This window comes from Vreelandella lionensis (assembly GCF_002087295.1).
In the GTDB taxonomy this organism is placed as follows: domain Bacteria; phylum Pseudomonadota; class Gammaproteobacteria; order Pseudomonadales; family Halomonadaceae; genus Vreelandella; species Vreelandella lionensis.
The window spans coordinates 40,040-59,351 of the sequence record NZ_MWVI01000094.1; the positions used below are offsets into that span (position 1 = coordinate 40,040).

Consider the following 19,312-nt stretch of genomic DNA (forward strand, 5'->3'; position numbering starts at 1 on the left):
CGTGGCTGTGTCTGAAAAAAAAACAATAATTACGTAATACATAAAACGTAATATTATTTATTTTATAGCATAAAATTCAAGATTACGCCCATTATCTTGAATTTTATGAGGCGTAGCGCCACACTTAACCCATTGAATAACGACGAAGAAGGCGCTGAAATGCCACCCGAAACGCCACATAATGGCTTAAACAGCGGCGATAACCTCACTGCAATGCCAAGCCTGATAGAGGAGGAGCACTGGGCAACAAGCCAATCTGTCCTCGCGTCTACTCAGAACCCGCGAATCGAGGCGGAAAATGACTACCAGGCCGTGCGGCTATGGCTGGCGGAGTACCGTGACAACCCGCAAACGCTAAAAAGCTACCGCCGAGAAGCGGAGAGACTGCTGCTTTGGCTGGTCAGCCAAGGGAAAGGCTTACGTGATATGAACCGCGAGGCGCTGCGCCAGTTTGAAGCCTTTCTAGAAGACCCTCAGCCGCGGGCGGCGTGGGTGGGGCCTTCAAAGTCAAGAGAGCATCCTGAGTGGCGGCCATTTAGAAACGGACTGTCGCCCGCTAGTCGCCGGCAGAGCTTGATTATTCTTCAGGGCTTATTTAGCTGGCTGGTAGAAGCAGGGTGGGTTAGGCATAACCCGTTTGTGCTGATGCGCGATAAAGCACGACGAATGAATAATCAGTCGCAGGCCATAGAGCGCTATCTGGAGCAACCGCTGTGGGCCTGGTTTTGGCAGTGGTTAAACCAACCTTTGAGTAGTGATGATGCCCGCCTCATGTACGAGGATGCGCGCCGACGCTTCATCTTCAGCTTTGCTTATCTATTGGCGCCACGTATTAGTCAGATGGCCAGCGCCCAAATGGATGATTTTCATGAGGTGGAGGGGCGCTGGTGGTGGCGTGTGATAGGCAAGGGCAGTAAACAGGCTCGTATTCCGGTGCCTGATGACATGCTGGAGAGTTTGAAAACATGGCGGGCAGCGCTAGGGCTAAAGGCACTGCCAAGCTACCATGAGCCAGCGCCAATCATTCGTGCGCTGGATAAACGCCGAGGCATTAGCGATAACCAGCTTTACCGATTGATTAAGGAAACCTTTGCCAAGGCCGCTGATGTGCTAGAAGAGGAGGGCGGTAAGCCTGCGTATGTGAATGCGCTTCGCCGAGCAACGCCTCACTGGCTGAGGCATACGGCGATCACTCATCAGGCCCAATCCGGCGTTAGCCTGCGCTATTTAGCGGAAAGCGCTCGCCATGCCAAGCTAGATACCACCAGCCGTTATTTGCACACCGAAGCCGATGAGTGGCATCAAGAGCAGCAGCGCCACCGCTTGAAAACGCCCCCAAAAACAGGGGCTGAAACGTTATAATAGCCTCGACTGTGATTCATCAACCCAAAGGATACGCCATGGCAACTTCAGGCGCAGAGCTAGCCCAACAGGAGCTGGTCGAAGAGTTTGAGATGTTTGATAACTGGATGGACCGTTATCAATACATTATTGATATGGGAAAGCAGCTGCCTGACTTTCCGGAGGAGCGTCGTACGGAAGAATATAAAATCCAAGGCTGCCAATCCAACGTGTGGATGTGCCATGAACAGGCAGGCGACAAACTGGTGTTTAAGGCTACGTCGGATGCTGCCATCGTATCAGGGCTGATCGCCGTGTTGCTGCGTATATACAGTGAGCGCACAGCCGAAGAGATCAATCAGACCGAGCCGCATTTCTTGAAAGATCTCGGGCTTGATAACCACCTTTCACCCACGCGCAGTAACGGCCTGCACGCCATGTTAGAGCGTATCTATCAGGTGGCTAAGCTAGGATAAACGTTAGTGGCGGCAGGAGGTTGAGCGGCAACGCTCAGCAGGGCGGTCGTCATCTTCACGGCAGAGCGCTTCGCTGCGCCCACCGGGCACCCGGTCCATGCCGCCTGGGCTACCTGGGTGGCATTTCACGATGCGTTTGGCGGCCATCCAGCCGCCTTTGAAAGGGCCGTGCACCTGGATGGCCTCGATGGTATAGGAAGAGCAGCTTGGCCAGAAACGGCAGCGGGGTCCAAGCAGTGGGCTGATGGTGTATTGGTATACGCGAATACAGCCTACCATCACTGCTGCTAGCAGCTTAAGAAAAACCTGTTTAATGGCGAACAGCCAAGTTTTCACGGCGCTTTTTTGCCGTATAGCGTGGCCGGATCAATCAGCGGCTCGCTGGTAATCTTGGCGCTGTCTGCACCGAGCGACACATAAAAGCAGCTGCGACGGCCGGTATGGCACGCGGGACCAGTTTGCTCCACCTGAACCAGCAGCGTATCCCCATCGCAATCTAGCGCTGCGCTTTTAAGGCGCTGTTGCTGGCCAGATGTCTCACCTTTACGCCATAGCTTTTGGCGCGAGCGTGAGAAGTAGCAAACTCGCTGCGTTGTTAACGTCTCTTCCAGGGCTTCTCGGTTCATCCACGCCATCATCAGTACTTCGCCCGTATCATGTTGCTGGGCAATGGCGGGAATCAGGCCGTCTTCATTAAAGCGAACGGCATCTAGTAGCGTTGCAAGCTTGGGCAGGGAGGCTGTTGTGGTCGCTGACTCTAACGCCTTAAAAAGCTGTTGAGGGGCGAGTTCATCAAATTGGGACATTAGGCATTACTCACGGATCGGCATGCTTGACATAAGCCCTGAAGCTCAATCGTTTGGCGCTCAACGTTGAAGCCTTGGCGCTGGGCCAGGGCGGCAAGCTGATCGCTAATTTCATCAAGGTGCAGCTCTTCGACGTAGCCGCACTGGCGACAGATGAGTAGCTGGAAGCCATGGGCGTGCTCTGGGCATGCGCAGGCCACATAGGCATTTTGCGATTCAATGCGATGCACCAGCCCCTGTTCGATCAGAAATTCCAGCGCGCGATAGACAGTAGGCGGGCGGGCAGCGGCATGCTCAGTGGAGAGCTGATCCAGCAGATCATATGCTTTGAGGCCGCCACCGTTTTCTGCGATAAGCTCAAGTACCCGGCGGCGTATCGGGGTAAACCGAACGCCGCGCGTGTGACACTGAGATTCTGCTTGCTGCAATAGCGTATTCGCTTCAGTCATTAGATAGCTCGTTGAACGTCTCGCGTGTAGTCTACGCCGTTGCCGAGGGTGTGTCAGGGTTATCGACCAGCTCGCTTTTACGCGCAAAATGGTGCTGGGCGAACGCTACGCGCTTAGCCACCGGCACGTTATCAGGCTGACGCTCAATCAAGTCCAGCCGGCGACGCAGACCCTCACCATTGGTCATTTGAATCGCTAAACCGGGGCGGGCGTTTAGCTCCAGTAGCATGGGGCCGTGCTTGCGATCCAGCACCATATCGGTACCCAGATAGCCAAGGCCGGTCATCTCGTAGCAGCCCGCCGCCAGGTGAAGGAGAGTTTCCCACTGGGGCACGACAAGGCTTGCCAGGTCATGCCCCGTATCGGGGTGGCTATAGCAAGGGCGGTCAAACTGCACACCCCGTAGCGCTGCTCCAGTGGCGATGTTCAAGCCAACCCCGACAGCCCCTTGGTGAAGGTTAGCTTTACCATCGGATGCCGCCGTGGAGAGGCGCATCATGGCCATCACCGGGTAGCCCTTGAAGACAATCACGCGAATGTCAGGAACACCCTCATAGGTGTACTCAAGCAGGCTTTCATCAAAGTTAATCAGCGTTTCAATGACCGCTACATCGGGCGAGCCGCCTAATGAATAAAGGCCCGAGAGAAGGTTTGAGACGTGTCGCTCAATGTCTTCCATCGTCAGGCTGGCACCACTGGGTTTGTAGAAAAGGCCATTTTCTACCTTTTCAATAACAAGAATACCCTTACCACCACTCCCTTTGGCCGGTTTGACAACAAAGCCCTGATGGCCGTCAAGCATGTCACTCATATGCTTAACGCCAAACTGTGTCGTCACCGTACCGATGAGTTCGGGCGTGGTAATGCCATACTGCTGAGCCAGTAGCTTTGTTTTGAGCTTGTCATCCACTAGAGGATATAACCGGCGCGCATTGTACCGGCCAATATAACGAATATTACGCCGGTTCATGCCCACAATGCCTTTATCCCGAAGGCGGGTCGGCCACGTCCAGTTTTTTAGCCAGCTCATGAAGGCTTCTCATCTTCGGTAATGGGTTTGAAACGACGAAGTTCCAGCAGGCGATAGCCCGTGTAATTACCCAATAGCAGAATAAAGGCCATCAAGATGAGCTGCACACCCAGGAAGTTGAAGGTGATGTGGCGTACCCACGGGTTATTCATTGCAAGGAATGCCAGCACCGCTGTTAGCAGGCTGCCACCGCCCTGTACCAATACCTGTTTGGGACCTTCTTCTTCCCAAAGGATCGACATCCGCTCAATGGTCCACGCCAAGATGATCATCGGGAAGAACGTCACCGTTAACCCGGCGCTCAAGCCCATGCGGTACGCCAGCACGGTAAAGATCGAGATGATGGCAATGACCGTAATAATGACCGCCGAGACCCTCGCGACTAAGAGCAAATTGAGGTACGAGAGATAGTTACGGATAATTAAGCCAACCGCCACGATGAGCAGGAAACCAATCAAACCGGTCAGTAGGGTGGTTTGAATAAACGCCAGAGCAATCAGTACTGGCATAAAGGTCCCTGACGTTTTCACACCCACGAGTACGCGCAGGAATACAACCACTAGCGCACCGATCGGGATCAACAGGATCGTCTGGAATAGCGCCTGCTCTTCCAGCGGCAGGCTGTGAATCGAGAAGTTTAGCAGCGTGTCGTCGGAGTAGTGGTTACGCACCGCCGCCGAAGCAGGCTGGTAGTGGGTTAGCATTGAGAAGGAAACACGGGAATTCGTGCCACCTTGAACCTCAAGCACCGCACGACCGCCGGTTTCCCATAACAGCAAGTTCTCGGGTTGACCCTGTTCGCCGGTCGCTGGGTTAAACAGCGTCCACTCTTCAGCAGTTTGGTCAAACACCTGAATCCAACTGCTGAGGGTTTGACGGCGACGACCATCTTCCAGCAGTAAGCCGCTTACTTCTCTGGCCTGCACGCCTGCTTGATTCAGCAAGCGCACAATCAGAGCTGACGGTTGCATTTGGGTTAGCAGCAGGCGCGCATTTTCTCCCTGACGCTCTCCATTAATATCGAGAATTAACTCGCGGGCAAACGTAGCGTTATTGGCGCTACGATCCCAAGCACGATCAATTAGCTGGCTAGCGGCCGTATCGTAGGGGCTTTCCCAGGGAGTAACAGCAGGGATGCCGGGCGGCGTTTGTATGGGAGCGCGAGAGTCAGGTGATACCAGCATCTGAACGGAGTAATAGAGCTGCTGGCTGCCCGCCGCTTCACGGATGGTCCACTGCGCCTGCCGACCCAGTTCATCTGCCTGGTAAGCCAGCCCATAGCCAGAAGATGCCGTGTTTTCGGTCAATACACGGAATCCTGCCTGGTGGGATGGCAGCGCTAGATCGACCTGTACCGGGCCATTTTGAGCGTTGAAGTTAATAACCGCTTCAATTTCCCATACTTGGCGCTGCTCGCCTGGAAACCAGGGAATCTCAAACTGCAAATGGCGATGCACGCTGGCGACGATGCCAACCAGCAGCAGCAATCCAACGATAAAATAAAATGGCAACCGTGACATGGTGATTCCTTTCAGCGTAAAGCGGCAGGGGAGTGTGATTACTCTTCAGTATCGTCTTGATCGGCCGCTTCATCATCAGCCGCTTCTTCAGAGGGTTCGCCACCCGGGAATTCGGGGCGGTCATGCAGATAGGTTTCAGCAACGTCGATCGTTGCTATATCCATCATGAAACGACGCCCAAGCAGTACCGGATAATCCAGATGCGAGCGGTCGTTCAGAGTGAACTCGACGTTTTCACGAATTGGCCCTAAAGTCATCAACAGTGAAATCACCGGGCGGGACTCTTCGCCAGATGCTTGGATGATTTTAACGCGGCGTTCAATAGGCGCCTCAATCCACTCGTCGCGAATCTGCTCTACGACCACGTCATCTTCGTTCAGTGCCAGCTTAAAGCGCACCCAGTCTTCACCATCACGCTCAAAGCGAGTGATTTCGGAAGCAGATAAGGATGACGTATTGGCTCCTGAATCGACCCGCGCCTTTAAATAGGTGCCAATGCTAGGCAGGCCCACCCATTCGCTGCGGCCAAGCAGTGTTTTATTATCTTCGGGTTCTTCAACACGGCACTCTTCGCGAATGATGACGGGTTCTTCGCTACGTGCTTCCAAACTGGCAACTTCTTGACGTAAATGGCGCAGCAGGCTGCCCACCTCACGAACATCTGCCGTCAGTACCTGCTGCTGGCTGAGCTGCTGCTCATTGAACGCGGTAGAGGCGTCGCACTGCTGGGACAGTGATGTCTCAAGCTCAAGGATGCGGGTATTAAAAGACGCCTCGCTTAATGGCGGTGGCTCATTTGACTCTTGCTGTGTCACTGGGCAGCCTGTAAACGACATCGACAAACCGGCCATTAGCCATAAAACACCTGAGCGCATAACGAGGGATATCCTTGGACAATAAGAGCACGAATGATAAGGAGAAGGGTGACCGCTTGTCCAACATGGCAGCGGTTTTCATCCGTCTAGTTTAGCTGATTTAACATAATATATATTATGCGAACTCAGCTGGTTAGTTGCTTGAGCAAATAAAGCCTATTACCTAGCAAAATTTTCTCCTACAATAGCTATACTTATAAGAGAAAGTATATAGGAATTTCCCAATGAACAGCATGCGTCAACGATTTTTGGCTTTCTCATTGTTTTCCACTCTTGTCCTACTCGCTGGCTGTGCCAACGTCAAAATTGAGGAGTATGCTGACACTTCTCCCCGGCTGGATATCGCGGAATACTTTACGAGGGAAACCCGCGCTTGGGGTATGGTACAAGACTACTCTGGCAAAGTGCAGCGTCGCTTTACAGTTGATATTACAGGCACCTACGAAGGCGATACGCTCACTCTGGATGAAGCCTTTGTCTTTGCCGATGGCGAGACTGATCAGCGTGTTTGGGAGTTTGAGCGCGTTGACGAGCATCACTGGATTGGCACCGCTAACGATGTTGAAGGCCAAGTAGATGCTCGGCAATACGGCCATGCCTTCCATATGCGCTACCCACTAGATATTGAAGTGGGTGAACGCACATTAAGCTTCACCATGGATGACTGGAGGTACCTGCAGCCTGATGGCCGACTAATTAACCGTTCGACCATGCGTAAATTTGGCCTCACCCTGGGTGAAATTACGCTGGTATTTGAACAGGTAGACCGCTAGAAGTTGCGTTCGGCCTAGCCATAATCAAAAAAAGCAGCCTAGCATAATGACGCTAGGCTGCTTTTACGTTATGGCAGTTAGACTTACAAGCCTAACGACAATGGAGCTTAATCGCCTGCCGGTGCGTAAGAGCCATCTTCCTGGTGTACTTCGTTGCCAGTAATCGGTGGCGTGAAGACACAAGCTACGGTCATGCCCTTTTCCTTGCCGCGCAACAGGTGCTCATCGTGTTGGTCCAGCAGGTAGATGTCGCCCGCCTTGATCGGCCAGATTTTACCGTCGGCCAGGGTCTCCACCTCGCCTTCACCCTCATAACAAAATACCGCTTCATAGTGGTTTTTGTAATGAATGTGTGTCTCAGTGCCAGGAAAAATGCGGGTGATATGGAAAGAGAAACCTGCATTATCATTGGCCAGAACAAGACGCGTGCTGTCCCAGTTACCGTTTTCAGCAGTGACTAGGCGATCTGTTTTACGTGCTTCTTCGAGATTACGAACGATCATAAACGTGCTCCGTTTCGTGGCAGCCAGCTGCTGGCTGCCTATTCCTGTAAGGGACGTAATGGCGTGTGACGATTTAGCGTAACGCTAAACTATGCCTTAATAACAGACTTAACTGACGCTTCAAGGATATCTAAGGCTTTCAGCAGATCTTCATCCGGAATGGTTAGCGGACAAAGGCACTTGACCACTTCACCATCTTGACCACTGGTTTCGATGATGAGGCCGTGCTCAAACGCATGGCTGGTGATCTTATCGGCGATATCGCCAGATACCACGTCAATACCGCGCATCAGACCACGGCCACGCTCGGTCGCCGGCATGCCATTTTCTGTCAGCATAGCGGCCAGTTTTTGGAAGCGCTCTTCAACGATACGCGCTTTACGCTGAACATCACGCGCAAAGGTGTCGTTAGACCAATACTTTTTCATCGCTGCGGTCGCCGTCACCATCGCTAAGTTAAAGCCACGGAACGTACCGTTATACTGGCCAGGCTTCCACTTATCGAGTTCAGGACGCATCAACACATGTGCAAACGGTAATCCGAAGCCTGAGAGCGATTTCGAATTAGTGACAATGTCTGGCGTAATGCCTGCATGCTCGAAGCTTAAGAATTTACCCGTGCGACCACAGCCTGCCTGGATATCATCCACAATGAGAAGGATGTCATGCGCATGACAGATACTTTCTAGGCGCTTGAGCCAATCCAGGCCAGCGACGTTGATACCACCCTCGCCTTGCACAGTTTCAACAATCACGCCTGCGGGGATATCCAAGCCGCCTGACTTATCGTTTAAGAGCTTTTCAAAGTAGTCCAGCGTGTCGGCGTGCTCACCCATATAGCCATCAAATGGCAGGAAGCTTGCGCCTTGCGTGGGGATGCCCCCCGTCGCCTCGCGGAACTTACGGTTACCGGTGGTTGCCAGGGCGCCCATGGTCACACCGTGGAAGCCGTTGGTGAAGGTCACAATGTTATGGCGACCTTTAGCAACACGGGCCAGACGGATGGCCGCTTCCACTGCGTTAGTACCGGTTGGTCCCGGCAGGTGGACTTTATAATCAAGTCCACGAGGTTTCAGAATGACGTTCTCAAGGGTTTCCAGGTAGTCACGCTTAGCGCTTGTCCACATATCCAAGCCATGAACCACTCCATCGCTGGAGAGATAGTCAATCATCGCTTCTTTTAGATGCGGATTGTTATGACCGTAGTTCAGCGTGCCAGCGGCGGCGAGAAAATCAATATATTCACGACCATTCTCATCGGTCAGCCGCGCATTCTGTGCCTTGGTAAAGACAACAGGAAACGAGCGTGAATAGGTACGAACATTAGATTCCATGCGTTCGAGTGTTTGGGTCTGCATTAGCGACCTCCTTATCAAGTATGTGAGCTAAGCGAGTTAAAACAGCTAGGGCAACACGAGCGGGAAAACGATCTATCGAGACGGCCTTTAGATGTGGTCCGTCTGGAATGGCCCGATACGTACTAGGTTTTCCGGGTCGTGCTCTCCTCCAAGCTGTTCGGTAGAAAAGTATTCACGGCTGTTCAAAGGTGCCTGCCATCGTGCAGCTAGGCGACGGAACAACCCCCACGATGCTTGGTTGTCAGGGGTGATCGTGGTTTCTAAGTGGTGAACGTCGTCAAGTTCAGGGCGCGACATAATCGCTTCCACCAGACGGCGTGCCAGACCTGTGCCCCGAGCTTTTTCACCTACGGCGACTTGCCATAAAAAATAGGTGTCAGGGGCATTATCTTTGACATAACCGGATACAAAACCAACTACTTCACCCTCTTCGTTGGTAGCCACAGCACAGGTATCGCGGAACTGCGTTGCTAGCATCAGATAAGCGTAGGCTGAATTAACATCGAGCGGCGGGCACGCTTTGATGAGGTCGTAAATCCCCCAGCCATCATCAGCATTGGGCTTACGAATAAAAAGCGGCATTTCGGAATTGCCTACCACGGCATCAGCAACGGTTGGGCGAGCCAGCTCGGCAGAAGGTGGAAAAGGCTTAATAGGCGTACTCATGGTTATGCTTCGCTGTAGCGAATTTGAGAATCATTATAACAGCTGATTATGAGCAATTCAAAAACCATATTATTCATCCCCGCATTTTCTATAATTTTTGGTTATCAAACGAGCGTTACGTACTCTAGCATCAAGTTTCTGGGCGCTACCATCAGAGTTTAGATCAGTGATACCGATGCGCGAGACAAAAAAGGCGAGCCGAAGCTCGCCTATTGCTGTTGATCAATAAGGTTAATAGCGCGCGGGGGTTCGCATGGTAACGAACTCTTCGGCCCCAGTGGGGTGAATGCCTACCGTACGGTCGAAATCTTCTTTGGTAAGGCCTGCTCGAACGGCGATGGCAATACCCTGAATCAGCTCGCCTGCTTCTTCACCTACCATGTGAGCACCGACAACAACATCGCTGGCGTCATCGACAATCAGTTTCATCAACATGCGCTCCTGGCTACCGGAAAGCGTGTGCTTCATGGCTCTGAAATCAGTGCGGTAGACCCGTATTTTGGAAAACTTCTCCCTAGCCGCCTCTTCAGATAAGCCTACCGTACCGAGATTGGGATGACAGAAAACGGCAGTAGGAATGGTGTCATAGTCCAATGGCCTAGGCGTTTTTTTATGGAAGTGAATATCCACCAGGTTCATCGCCTCTGCCAGGGCGACGGGCGTTAATTCAGGCCCAGCGATTAGGTCACCCAAAGCTAGTATTGAAGGAGCCTGCGTTTCATAACGCTCATTCACGGGCAGCTTGCCTTCGCTGTTTAGCTCAATCCCCAGTACATCGATACCCAGGCCGCTTGTATTCGCCTTGCGCCCAGTTGCGGCAAGCACCGCATCCACTTCTATGGCTTCCCCAGTGGTTAGCTCAACCTGCAGAGCACCCTCTTTCCGTTCAATGCGCGCAATGTTGGCAGAGAAATGGAGGTTAACGCCCTTTTTGGCCATTTCATCACACGTGAACTCGCGAACTTCCTGGTCAAACCCTTTTAAAAGCAGGTCGCCTCGATAAATCAGATGTGTCTCGCTGCCCAATCCATTAAAAATACTGGCGAACTCGACGGCAATATAGCCACCACCCAGTACTAAAAACCTTTCAGGAAAGCTATCTAAGTCAAATACTTGGTTAGAGGTTAAGGTAAGATCGCTCCCTGGAAACTCGGGTACCCAGGGCCAGCCGCCTGTCGCGAGTAAGATTTTTTCGGCGCTGACGCTCACTTCGCCATCTGCATTGGTTAGTGTCACTGTGTTCGGATCAACAACGCGGGCCCGAGCGTTAAACAGTGTTACCCCTGCGCCTTCTAGCATGCGCTGGTAGATGCCGTTAAGCCGTTTTATTTCGCTGGTTTTATTATCTCTTAACGTAGGCCAATCGAAGGTTGCTGGTGAGGCCAGCTGCCAGCCAAAACCTGCCGCATCATCAAAGCTGTCATGAAAATGAGCAGCATACGAGTATAGCTTTTTGGGTACACAGCCCACGTTGACACAAGTACCGCCTAAATAGCGATCTTCCGCAACAGCAACGCGTGCGCCGGTAGCTGCTGCCATACGTGCCGCGCGAACCCCACCTGAGCCCGCTCCAATTACAAATAAATCGAAGTCATATGCAGCATCCGCTGACATGGTTATCTCCTATCCACTGCCGTGCTTACCCTCTGCTAAGGTAAGCGCTAAGATTGACCTTCTGTGCAAGGGGGGTTAAAACGCCCTACCTTGTAACAAAAATGCTGCTGCGCTACGCATGGACTCCCTCAACCCCTGAATAATGTTATCTCACGGAGATTCGATGTCTGATCAAATTGCTACGCTGCTGGATAATAATCGCGTTTGGGCTGAACGGATGTGTGAAGAGGATCCGGACTATTTCAAACGCCTTTCTAGCCAGCAAAACCCCGACTATCTATGGATTGGCTGTTCGGACAGCCGTGTACCGGCTAACCAGATTATTGCGCTACCACCGGGTGAAGTCTTTGTACACCGTAACGTGGCTAACTTGTTGCATCACACCGATATGAATGCCCTATCGGTTGTGCAGTACGCGGTGGACGTTCTTAAAGTCAGCCATATCATGATTGTTGGCCACTACGGATGCGGTGGTATCAAGGCTGCTGTCACCGGTGGCGAGTGCGGCATTGTCGATTACTGGCTGCACTCAGTGCGTGAACAGTACAACCGCCACCGCGACACGCTAGAGCATCTGCCCATGGAAGATCAGATTGATCGCATGTGTGAGCTAAATGTGAAAGCCCAGGTCAACAGCCTGTGTCGAACTAAAATTCTGCAGCGTGCCTGGCAGCGAGGCCAAGCAATTTCAGTGCATGGCTGGGTTTATGGCCTAAGCGATGGCCGCGTTAAAGACTTAAACTGCACCATCAGTGGCCTGGAGCAAGTGGCGACCCTTTATCGTATTGATCGCGTGCAACCAAGCGACTGATGTAAGCGCTTCGCCTGCCCTAATCGTAACGGTAGGCGCGGTGACAGCTGCGGCAGCTTAACCCAACCTCTGAAAAAGCGCGTGTGGCTGCCCGGTAATCTTCTTGCTCTGCTGCTTCCACAAGCGTGGACACCTTTTGCTCTAAGTCCGTGAAGCCCGTCGCAAATTGATCCCATTCTTCCCAGATCTCTGGTTTCGCATCTGAACCTCGCCCATGGGTACCTGCGATAAACGCAGGTAAAAAATGTGCTTGCGTCGCTTTTTCTTGCAGCTCAGCTAGTCGGGGGGCGGCACCTTGAGCATCTTGATTATTCACTAGGTCAAAGCGCAGCTGCCTCAACAGGCGCTCTAAATCTTTCAACTCATCCTGTCGCCAGATGACCGCTTCACGCTCGCTAGCAAAGGGCGTCTCGTCAACAGATTGTGGCATTGCCGGGGCTGCATGCTCAGCGTGAGCCCCTATGCTGAATAAGCCTAACACCGCAGCAGCTATCGTAGCCTGCGTAAGGCGTTGGGGTTGCAAACAAAAAAGCATCTTTTCACCCCTCAGCCAATCGGACACTTGACACCCGTACCTTTCAAGCCACAGTAACCGCCTGGGTTTTTATCTAAATACTGCTGGTGATACGCCTCAGCATAATAGAAAACGTCAAGCGGCTTAATTTCCGTCGTGATACGGCCTCTATCGGCACGCTGCAGGGCCTCTTGGAAAGCTTCTGCGCTCTTCTGAGCAGCGGCAAGCTGTGCCTCCGTAGTCGTGAAAATGGCCGAGCGATACTGGCTGCCAATATCGTTACCCTGACGGTTTCCTTGGGTGGGGTCGTGCTGTTCCCAAAAGATTTGCAGTAAATTTTCAAGGCTTACCTTTTTCGGGTCATAAACCACTCTGACCACTTCGGTATGCCCTGTTAAGCCTGTACAAGTCTCTTTGTACGTTGGATTGGGCGTGATGCCCCCAGCATAGCCCGCTGCCGTCACATACACCCCTGGCTGCTGCCAAAACAGCCGTTCTACCCCCCAGAAGCATCCCATACCCAACACAATTTCCTCATAACCTTCAGGAAACGGTGGGTGTATAGAGTGTCCGGTAATGGTATGAAGGTCGCTGGTCTCAATGGGTGTATCGCGCCCTTCTGGTGCTTGCTGTTTCGTAAATAGCGTCATAACACCCTCTTCTATTCTATTGCTGCGGATAAATATAAGGATCGCCTGAGCGCGTGAACGTATAAATTAGGTCAACGGCTTGGTTAGCACCAGACACCGCCTGTAGATACAGGTTCCGCCATAGCGTATAGCGTAAGGTTAGTTCTGCAATTGGAGAGAAAATACCTACGCCATAGCTAATGCGAAGATCATCAGACAGTTGGCCACTCACCGCTACCTGACTGTCGTCACCCGCCCCAGTGGTATCAAGTGTCAGGTCATCAATCCCAAACGCTTCCCCGATAGAGCCAACGGCCCCACCGGTGCGGCCAAGGGACATACCAATGAGCGCAGTGGTTAGTGCGCTATCAACACCACCGCCTGAAGCATCTGGCGCGCGGCCGCGTAGCAAATACGATAGCGCACGGGTCTCGTCCATCGCGGGCTCTGAAAAGATCATCACATTGGGCTGTTCGGCATTACCTGTTACGCGCAGCCCCGCAATCACATCATCTTCGGTGACATCCGGGTTGCGGATGGCCTCAAAATCTAGCACCGGCAAGCCCGGAGGACCACTAAAGATCAGTTGACCACGACGAATCAACAGGTCTTGCCCGAATGCCTGGAAACGACCATTTACTAAGTTGACGTCGCCAAACAGCTGAAGCGCTCCGCTATCCTGACGAATCTCCAGGCTACCGCCCAGTCCTGACTCCAGGCCATAGGCGGAAATTTGCATATCGCGCCCAAGATTCAGTGTAATCAGCACATCCAGAGCCATACCGGTGTCTGCCAGTTCATCAGCTGCACTGGGATCATTCCCAGCCTCTGCCGCAAGACGTGCTTGTCGTTCAGCCTCACGATCATCGCGCTCGGTAATGATAATTTCATCCGGGCTTGGCGATGTTGCTGACGAAGGTAGATCACCCACCTCTAAGCGAGCCCAGGGAAGATCCACATTGCCCCGTACCTGCAGACGCTCTGGGGTAATACGAATGCGAATATCTGGCGCGGCTTCCAGGCGACCGAACTGCGGTAATACCACCAACAAAGGCTCTTGAGTTGCGTTTAGGTCTATGCCAATACGCCACGCTTCATCGGTAGGCCAATAAGCGTTACCGCTAATCGAAAGCCGGCCTCGCTCGGCAGCGAGAAAACCGTCTATATTTCCCTCTTCGCCATCAAAGGCTACCGCCAGCTCGCCATCCACAATAGTAATGGGAATATCGGGCCCGCTAATACGCAGGCTGCGTAAGGCTAGTTCACCCTGTAAATCAGGCTGGCTTGTGGTGCCACCAATTTGCACGCTGCCATTTAAGCCGCCTTCAAGCTCATCCATACCCACCACCATAGGGCGATAGGGAGCTAACGTGATGTTATTTGCCCGTAGCTGACCATCAAGCGCTCCCTGACCCAATGGGTCGTTTACCGCTAGATTAAGCGTAAGCTCACCTGCTTCCGACAGAGCAAGCAGTACATCCGCTTGGGCCTGTGCTTGATTGGCTTCAATTTTCGCATCCAGATTAATAGTGGGAAGCTCTACTGGCTGACCGTAATCATTGACTGCCGTGATGGCTAACTCACTGAGCAGCTGAAGATTGGCTTGCCACTGCGCGCCTCCCTGCTCCCAGTTGGCTACTAGATCCGCCGTAGTGTCACCTTCAAAGCTCCACTCCTCTGGCAAGAAAGGTTCCAGCATCTCCATGGGTACTTCGCGAACACTCAGCACTGCACGCCCTTGGTCGGCTGACGCGGCAATGGGCTCTTCAGAGCATACGAGGCCACCCTGCAACCGACGTAGGCAGAAAGGTGTTAAGCGCGCCTGGCCGTTAGCAAGGTTGTAAGTGATATCCAGCGGCGCTTCCAAGCGAATGTCCCCCGCTTCTGAATCAACTTCCAGCGGGGTTAATCGCGCCTGATACTGTTGAGCCTGCTGGTTAAAGCGCCCGTCTAAGGCCAAATTAGCTTGGCTCAGAACGTTATCGGCTTCGCCTGTGGTGCTGAGTTGCAAGGCATGCTCGGAAAGTCGCCCGGTGAGGTCAAGGGCGACCGACGCTAGCGCTTGCCCACCTGCATTAACGCCTTGCAGATCCAGTTCGATATTGAGATCGGGGTCGTCAAGACCCTCGACATTACCCGACAGAGAGAGCGTAGTTAGCCTATTTTCAGCAAAGCGTAAACTGCGACCATTCAGCGCTATACTACCACTTCTGGCCGGGAGAAACTGCCTTGGGCTTGAATATCACCGGTTAATGTCCCTGCTAGATCAGGATGTAAGCTTTGGAGCTGATTCAGCGCGATATTGGCCTCAAGAGACATCGCCTCTTGGCTGAGTTGTCCTGATGCCGTTAGACGGTTATCACCTTGGGTAAAGAGCAGCTCTTCAATATCAACTTCCAGTTCGCTGTTAGCCTCAAGAGAAGCTTGGAGCGTGAGTGGGTACTCCTGTAGCTGCCCCTGGATATCTAGCTCCGGCAGGCTAATGTCCCAGCGCTCACCGCGCTGGCGTACGCTGGCGACGATATCACCACTTAGATTGCCAGCTAGCTGCGGAACAAACAGCGATGGATCTACATTATCCAAGCGCACGTTGGTATCGACCTCAATCGCTTCTTCCCAGCTTACCCGGCCCTCGCTGCTAAGCGCGCTATCATTAATAGTAAGGGTGAGAGGTGACCAATGGAAAGAGGCTAAATCGCCCTCTCCACTCAAACGGATGGCGGTGGCAGGCACTTGTGGGCCTTCGGCATTCGTTTCAAGCGTTACTTGATAGGCCTCCAGGCTGCCGTTGACACCAAGGCTAAGGTTTTCCAGCACGTAGCTCTCAGCTGTAGTGGCAGGTTCTTCCGATGACGCCTCTGGAATCTCGCTGTTGTCAACTAGCGGCCACTGCAAACGGTCGCTCTCTAGTTGCGCTTCAAATGGGAGCGTGGGAGCTAACGCATCTACTTGCGCAGTCAATGACGCATTAACGGGCCCGGTTGCGTTGAGATTCGCGGTCAGGTCAGCAAGGCTACCAGAAAGATTCAGTGCCACCTGCTCACCGCTAAGTGCTGGGAATAATTCGGGTAGCCATAGTTCTGCACGAATCGCAGCATCCAGTGGGTAGTCGCCGCTTAGAGTGACATTGGCAGATAAGGTGGCGTCAGCATCAGGTATGGCAAGCTCCAGAGTGCTTAGCGTTATGTCGCTGCCCTCGGCCCGAGCTTCTACAAGCAGTCGCTCAACCTGATACTCAGCAGCGCCACTTATTGTTACGTCAGTGACTAACAGTGATGCCAGCTCTACGTTAATCGGCAGCTGAATCTCGGGAAGCGTAAGCCGCTCACGCTCGCTAAGGGCAATAGCCTCATTGTCAGCCGCAGGCTTCGCCGGCTGAGCTAGCTGAATAGCGCCGTCTATACCGGCGGCGTTGAGCGGTGTATCTATCTTTTGCGTCAACAGACGCCGGGAGATGGCGGCAAGTAGAGAGATAGCTCTTCCAGTGTGGTGGATGCGATAGTGACTTGCTGCTGCTCGGCGGTTATGGAAGTAGCAAATGCTTCCCAGCCCACTTGTGTACCGTCGGCCAGCGTCAGCTGTACGTTATTGAGAGCGATATCGCGCAGTTCAATCGGAAACGGCAGATAAATGCTGAACGGTGGACTGCTTTCCTGTGGCGGCTCCTCGGTTACTGAGCTTTCAGCTAAGCGAATATCTGCACCTTCAACGCGTAGCGTGTCTAGGCATAACTGACCGGATAGCAAGCAATCTTCTGCCCAGGCAAGCTCAAACTCCGCTAGCGTAATTTGAGTGCCACCAACAGCCATTTGAAAGCCTTGCAGTCGAAAGCTGTCCAGTAGCGCGCCCTCTTGCTGCTCGTAGGTGAAAAAACCACGCTGTTCACCTAGGGAAAACAGCTGCCCGGTTCCCCAGGGGGAGAGCGCTACCCCGGCAACTAAGGCAATTAACCAAAACAGCCATAACGGCAATACGATGATAAGGCGTAACAGGCTCCAGAACGCTAACCAAGTACGGCGCTTAGGTGAGAGCATCTGACGGTTTTGGGGCGCTTTTGAATCAACCTTAGCCAAAGAGCTCTCCTAGAATTCTGGACCAATCGAAAAGTGCACGCGGAAAGCGTCGTCGATATCAAAGGGATGTGCGATGTCGAAACGTATCGGGCCGACGGGAGACACCCAGCGCACGCCCACGCCCGCGCCTGTTTTAAGGCCAGTCGGGCCCCAATTATCGAACGCATCCCCTGTATCAATAAAGGTGGCGCCCCACCAGTCTCCCGTAACACGACGCTGATACTCTAATGTGGAGGTCAGCATTTGTTGGCCGCCACGTAAGCGACCTTCTTCATTACGCGGTGACAAGCTCTCGTAGGAGTAACCGCGTACGCTGCGATCACCGCCTGCGAAGAAACGCAGCGATGGCGGAAGCTTGTCAAAGTCACCGGTCTCGATAGCGCCAATGCTTAATCGAGCTAAAAAGCGGTTGTCACTGCCGATGGTGCGAATCCATTCGGTATCGCCGGTTAGCCGGGTGAATTTGGCGTCAGACCCCCAGGCTCTGTCAGAGTACTCAATCGATAACTGCTGACGATCGCCCCACAGAGGAAAACGTTGAGGACGAGTGCGGGTTCGCGACCACTGAATCCCTGGATAAAACAGCCAAACCTCATCAGCTTGGCCGCCCTGGGTAAAGTCTTCATACGTTGTCCGGAAGTAGAGCGTTTGTACCCAACGGTTCTCAAATTCCCAACGCCGAGCCACTTCTACGGTGCCTTCCAAGGATTTTGTGTCGCCATCGTCAATATTGCGCACGCCATACTGCAGGCGGTAGTTATCCCGTATCGGGTCCTCTAGCGGAATATTGTATACCCCCGTAAAACGCTGTTCAGGGGCAGAAAGATAGAGATCATGATCCAGACTGTGACCAAACCGGTTGATCCATGGCTGCTGCCAGCCAAAACGCAGGCGTGGGCCTACATCTGTGGCATAACCTATACCTACCTCAAACTGGTGGCGATCTGCCGGCTCGACACTGATATCGATGGGCAAGCGGGTATCGTCACGGCTATTAATATTGAGAGCACTGGCAAGCGCTGCACTACTTACTCTAGAGCGTTCAGGCTGCGATGCAGTGGCTTCGTTCCACCAGGGCGACCCTCCGCTCGGCGGAGCGATTGTCAATTCTTGAGCTGTTTCCAGCCGGGGCCGTACGGAGACAGAACTAAACCATCCTGTTTCAGCTAAACGCTGATTATAGCGGGCCAGGGATTCCGCTAGGTAAGGCTCACCAGCACGAAACGTCTGCATTTGTCGCAGCCGCTCAGGTTCAATATGGCTGCCCGTAATAAATGTATCGCCAAAGTGATAGCGTGGTCCGCTATCAAAGGTCATATAGAGGCGAGCGCTTTCCAAGTAAGGGCGCACTTCCATCCGTCGATCTGAAAAGCCCCAGTCGAAGTAGCCCCGCTCAATAGCTAGACCGGCAAACTGGCTACGTAGGCTGTCCCAGGGGGCATGGCGCAGCGGCTCCCCCTGCTTTAAAGGAAAATCATCAAGCGCGTCTTGGAAAGGGGGGTCATTGTTCGCATCCCCTGTAATACTGATGTCGAGTACTTCAATCACTACCTGAGACCCTGATTCAATACGCACGGCGATGGGCGACTGATCTAGCTCGACAGTAATATCAGGTTCGTAATAGCCATATACTCGCATGGCTTCTTGCGTGCGCTGGCGTATTTCACCTTCCAAGCGGGCATCGGTGTACTGGTCGGCCTCAATATTTTCTAAATAGGCCTCAATATTAACTAGCACACGCCCATCAACACCGCTGATGTCTGCTTCAAGGGCCCAAGAGACCGATGAAGCAGACATCAGCGGCAGCACCAGTAAATACGCCACTTGTTTGGCCGTAGGCCACCGCCGTTGTCTTCCCATACCGTTATATCCCT

Annotated in this window: 20 protein-coding genes; 4 read left to right on the forward strand and 16 right to left on the reverse strand. The window is 52.9% G+C overall.

Annotated elements, in window-relative coordinates; all coding sequences use genetic code 11:
• The first annotated feature begins 159 nt into the window (after positions 1–159).
• Together B4967_RS14070 and B4967_RS14075 are read left to right on the forward strand one after the other, a co-directional pair.
• Entirely contained in the window at positions 160–1,362 is a 1,203-nt protein-coding gene (locus B4967_RS14070) for a tyrosine-type recombinase/integrase (protein ID WP_243470606.1), read from the forward strand.
• Positions 1,363–1,400: 38 nt separating this feature from the next.
• Positions 1,401–1,817 (forward strand): SufE family protein, encoded by a 417-nt coding sequence (locus B4967_RS14075; protein WP_083025864.1) that lies wholly within the window; start codon positions 1,401–1,403, stop codon positions 1,815–1,817.
• 3 nt (positions 1,818–1,820) lie between these two features.
• Here B4967_RS14075 and yidD read toward each other — a convergent pair whose 3' ends face one another.
• Genes yidD through B4967_RS14105 form a run of 6 tightly spaced genes read right to left on the reverse strand, consistent with a single transcriptional unit; the run spans position 1,821 to position 6,497 of the window.
• Positions 1,821–2,096 (reverse strand): membrane protein insertion efficiency factor YidD, encoded by a 276-nt coding sequence (yidD, locus tag B4967_RS14080; RefSeq protein ID WP_207953642.1) that lies wholly within the window; start codon positions 2,094–2,096, stop codon positions 1,821–1,823.
• Positions 2,097–2,149: 53 nt separating this feature from the next.
• Positions 2,150–2,623 (reverse strand): phosphoribosyl-AMP cyclohydrolase, encoded by a 474-nt coding sequence (hisI, locus tag B4967_RS14085; RefSeq protein WP_083025868.1) that lies wholly within the window; start codon positions 2,621–2,623, stop codon positions 2,150–2,152.
• Positions 2,623–3,072 carry a transcriptional repressor gene (locus B4967_RS14090; RefSeq protein WP_044629111.1) on the reverse strand — a complete coding sequence of 150 codons (450 nt, stop codon included), beginning with the start codon at positions 3,070–3,072 and terminating at the stop codon, positions 2,623–2,625. The genes hisI and B4967_RS14090 overlap by 1 nt, the downstream gene beginning before the upstream one ends.
• Positions 3,073–3,103: 31 nt before the next feature.
• Positions 3,104–4,102 (reverse strand): alpha-L-glutamate ligase-like protein, encoded by a 999-nt coding sequence (locus B4967_RS14095; protein WP_058577943.1) that lies wholly within the window; start codon positions 4,100–4,102, stop codon positions 3,104–3,106.
• On the reverse strand, positions 4,099–5,622 hold the full coding sequence (locus B4967_RS14100) for an inactive transglutaminase family protein (RefSeq protein ID WP_083025869.1): 1,524 nt from the start codon (positions 5,620–5,622) through the stop codon (positions 4,099–4,101). Before B4967_RS14100 ends, B4967_RS14095 begins: the two co-directional genes overlap by 4 nt.
• Positions 5,623–5,660: 38 nt before the next feature.
• Positions 5,661–6,497 (reverse strand): ATP-dependent zinc protease family protein, encoded by an 837-nt coding sequence (locus tag B4967_RS14105; protein ID WP_083025871.1) that lies wholly within the window; start codon positions 6,495–6,497, stop codon positions 5,661–5,663.
• A 224-nt stretch (positions 6,498–6,721) separates the two neighbouring features.
• Between B4967_RS14105 and B4967_RS14110 the strand changes: the two genes are divergently transcribed.
• Positions 6,722–7,270: a DUF3833 domain-containing protein gene (locus tag B4967_RS14110; RefSeq protein ID WP_083025873.1), complete on the forward strand. Its 549-nt coding sequence runs from the start codon at positions 6,722–6,724 to the stop codon at positions 7,268–7,270.
• A 107-nt stretch (positions 7,271–7,377) separates the two neighbouring features.
• Here B4967_RS14110 and B4967_RS14115 read toward each other — a convergent pair whose 3' ends face one another.
• The 4 genes from B4967_RS14115 to gorA all read right to left on the reverse strand — a co-directional run bounded on the left by B4967_RS14115 (position 7,378) and on the right by gorA (position 11,411).
• Complete coding sequence (locus B4967_RS14115; RefSeq protein WP_083025875.1) at positions 7,378–7,773, reverse strand: ectoine synthase; 396 nt, start codon at positions 7,771–7,773, stop codon at positions 7,378–7,380.
• Between the two features lie 89 nt (positions 7,774–7,862).
• Positions 7,863–9,131, reverse strand: a complete 1,269-nt coding sequence (gene ectB, locus B4967_RS14120; RefSeq protein ID WP_083025877.1) for a diaminobutyrate--2-oxoglutarate transaminase — start codon at positions 9,129–9,131, stop codon at positions 7,863–7,865.
• 87 nt (positions 9,132–9,218) lie between these two features.
• Positions 9,219–9,797 (reverse strand): diaminobutyrate acetyltransferase, encoded by a 579-nt coding sequence (gene ectA, locus B4967_RS14125; RefSeq protein WP_083025879.1) that lies wholly within the window; start codon positions 9,795–9,797, stop codon positions 9,219–9,221.
• A gap of 231 nt (positions 9,798–10,028) precedes the next feature.
• Positions 10,029–11,411, reverse strand: a complete 1,383-nt coding sequence (gorA, locus tag B4967_RS14130; RefSeq protein ID WP_083025880.1) for a glutathione-disulfide reductase — start codon at positions 11,409–11,411, stop codon at positions 10,029–10,031.
• A 163-nt stretch (positions 11,412–11,574) separates the two neighbouring features.
• On the opposite strand from gorA, the gene can reads away from it, so the two are divergent.
• On the forward strand, positions 11,575–12,222 hold the full coding sequence (gene can / locus B4967_RS14135; RefSeq protein WP_083025882.1) for a carbonate dehydratase: 648 nt from the start codon (positions 11,575–11,577) through the stop codon (positions 12,220–12,222).
• A 19-nt stretch (positions 12,223–12,241) separates the two neighbouring features.
• On the opposite strand, the gene B4967_RS14140 is transcribed toward can, so the two are convergent.
• The 6 genes from B4967_RS14140 to tamA all read right to left on the reverse strand — a co-directional run bounded on the left by B4967_RS14140 (position 12,242) and on the right by tamA (position 19,298).
• Complete coding sequence (locus B4967_RS14140; protein ID WP_243470607.1) at positions 12,242–12,652, reverse strand: c-type cytochrome; 411 nt, start codon at positions 12,650–12,652, stop codon at positions 12,242–12,244.
• Between the two features lie 116 nt (positions 12,653–12,768).
• Entirely contained in the window at positions 12,769–13,386 is a 618-nt protein-coding gene (gene msrA, locus B4967_RS14145; protein WP_083025885.1) for a peptide-methionine (S)-S-oxide reductase MsrA, read from the reverse strand.
• Positions 13,387–13,402: 16 nt separating this feature from the next.
• Positions 13,403–15,565: an autotransporter assembly complex protein TamB gene (gene tamB / locus B4967_RS21085; RefSeq protein ID WP_479694235.1), complete on the reverse strand. Its 2,163-nt coding sequence runs from the start codon at positions 15,563–15,565 to the stop codon at positions 13,403–13,405.
• Positions 15,562–16,806, reverse strand: a complete 1,245-nt coding sequence (locus B4967_RS21090; protein WP_340638783.1) for a translocation/assembly module TamB domain-containing protein — start codon at positions 16,804–16,806, stop codon at positions 15,562–15,564. The genes tamB and B4967_RS21090 overlap by 4 nt, the downstream gene beginning before the upstream one ends.
• The gene (locus B4967_RS21095; RefSeq protein WP_340638784.1) at positions 16,803–17,438 is read right to left on the reverse strand and encodes a hypothetical protein; all 636 of its coding nucleotides are present in this window, start codon (positions 17,436–17,438) and stop codon (positions 16,803–16,805) included. The genes B4967_RS21090 and B4967_RS21095 overlap by 4 nt, the downstream gene beginning before the upstream one ends.
• 9 nt (positions 17,439–17,447) lie before the next feature.
• Entirely contained in the window at positions 17,448–19,298 is a 1,851-nt protein-coding gene (gene tamA, locus B4967_RS14155) for an autotransporter assembly complex protein TamA (RefSeq protein WP_083025887.1), read from the reverse strand.
• Between the last annotated feature and the right edge of the window lie 14 nt (positions 19,299–19,312).

Bases quoted from the DNA above. Each gene is read 5' to 3' on its own strand.
- B4967_RS14090 (WP_044629111.1), bottom strand. From the start codon at position 3,072: ATGACTGAAGCGAATACGCTATTGCAGCAAGCAGAATCTCAGTGTCAC.
- B4967_RS14100 (WP_083025869.1), bottom strand. From the start codon at position 5,622: ATGTCACGGTTGCCATTTTATTTTATCGTTGGATTGCTGCTGCTGGTT.
- B4967_RS14070 (WP_243470606.1), top strand. From the start codon at position 160: ATGCCACCCGAAACGCCACATAATGGCTTAAACAGCGGCGATAACCTC.
- ectB (WP_083025877.1), bottom strand. From the start codon at position 9,131: ATGCAGACCCAAACACTCGAACGCATGGAATCTAATGTTCGTACCTAT.
- B4967_RS14075 (WP_083025864.1), top strand. From the start codon at position 1,401: ATGGCAACTTCAGGCGCAGAGCTAGCCCAACAGGAGCTGGTCGAAGAG.
- ectA (WP_083025879.1), bottom strand. From the start codon at position 9,797: ATGAGTACGCCTATTAAGCCTTTTCCACCTTCTGCCGAGCTGGCTCGC.
- tamA (WP_083025887.1), bottom strand. From the start codon at position 19,298: ATGGGAAGACAACGGCGGTGGCCTACGGCCAAACAAGTGGCGTATTTA.
- B4967_RS14110 (WP_083025873.1), top strand. From the start codon at position 6,722: ATGAACAGCATGCGTCAACGATTTTTGGCTTTCTCATTGTTTTCCACT.
- B4967_RS14140 (WP_243470607.1), bottom strand. From the start codon at position 12,652: ATGCCACAATCTGTTGACGAGACGCCCTTTGCTAGCGAGCGTGAAGCG.
- B4967_RS14105 (WP_083025871.1), bottom strand. From the start codon at position 6,497: ATGCGCTCAGGTGTTTTATGGCTAATGGCCGGTTTGTCGATGTCGTTT.
- msrA (WP_083025885.1), bottom strand. From the start codon at position 13,386: ATGACGCTATTTACGAAACAGCAAGCACCAGAAGGGCGCGATACACCC.
- yidD (WP_207953642.1), bottom strand. From the start codon at position 2,096: ATGGTAGGCTGTATTCGCGTATACCAATACACCATCAGCCCACTGCTT.
- gorA (WP_083025880.1), bottom strand. From the start codon at position 11,411: ATGTCAGCGGATGCTGCATATGACTTCGATTTATTTGTAATTGGAGCG.
- can (WP_083025882.1), top strand. From the start codon at position 11,575: ATGTCTGATCAAATTGCTACGCTGCTGGATAATAATCGCGTTTGGGCT.
- B4967_RS14115 (WP_083025875.1), bottom strand. From the start codon at position 7,773: ATGATCGTTCGTAATCTCGAAGAAGCACGTAAAACAGATCGCCTAGTC.
- hisI (WP_083025868.1), bottom strand. From the start codon at position 2,623: ATGTCCCAATTTGATGAACTCGCCCCTCAACAGCTTTTTAAGGCGTTA.
- B4967_RS14095 (WP_058577943.1), bottom strand. From the start codon at position 4,102: ATGAGCTGGCTAAAAAACTGGACGTGGCCGACCCGCCTTCGGGATAAA.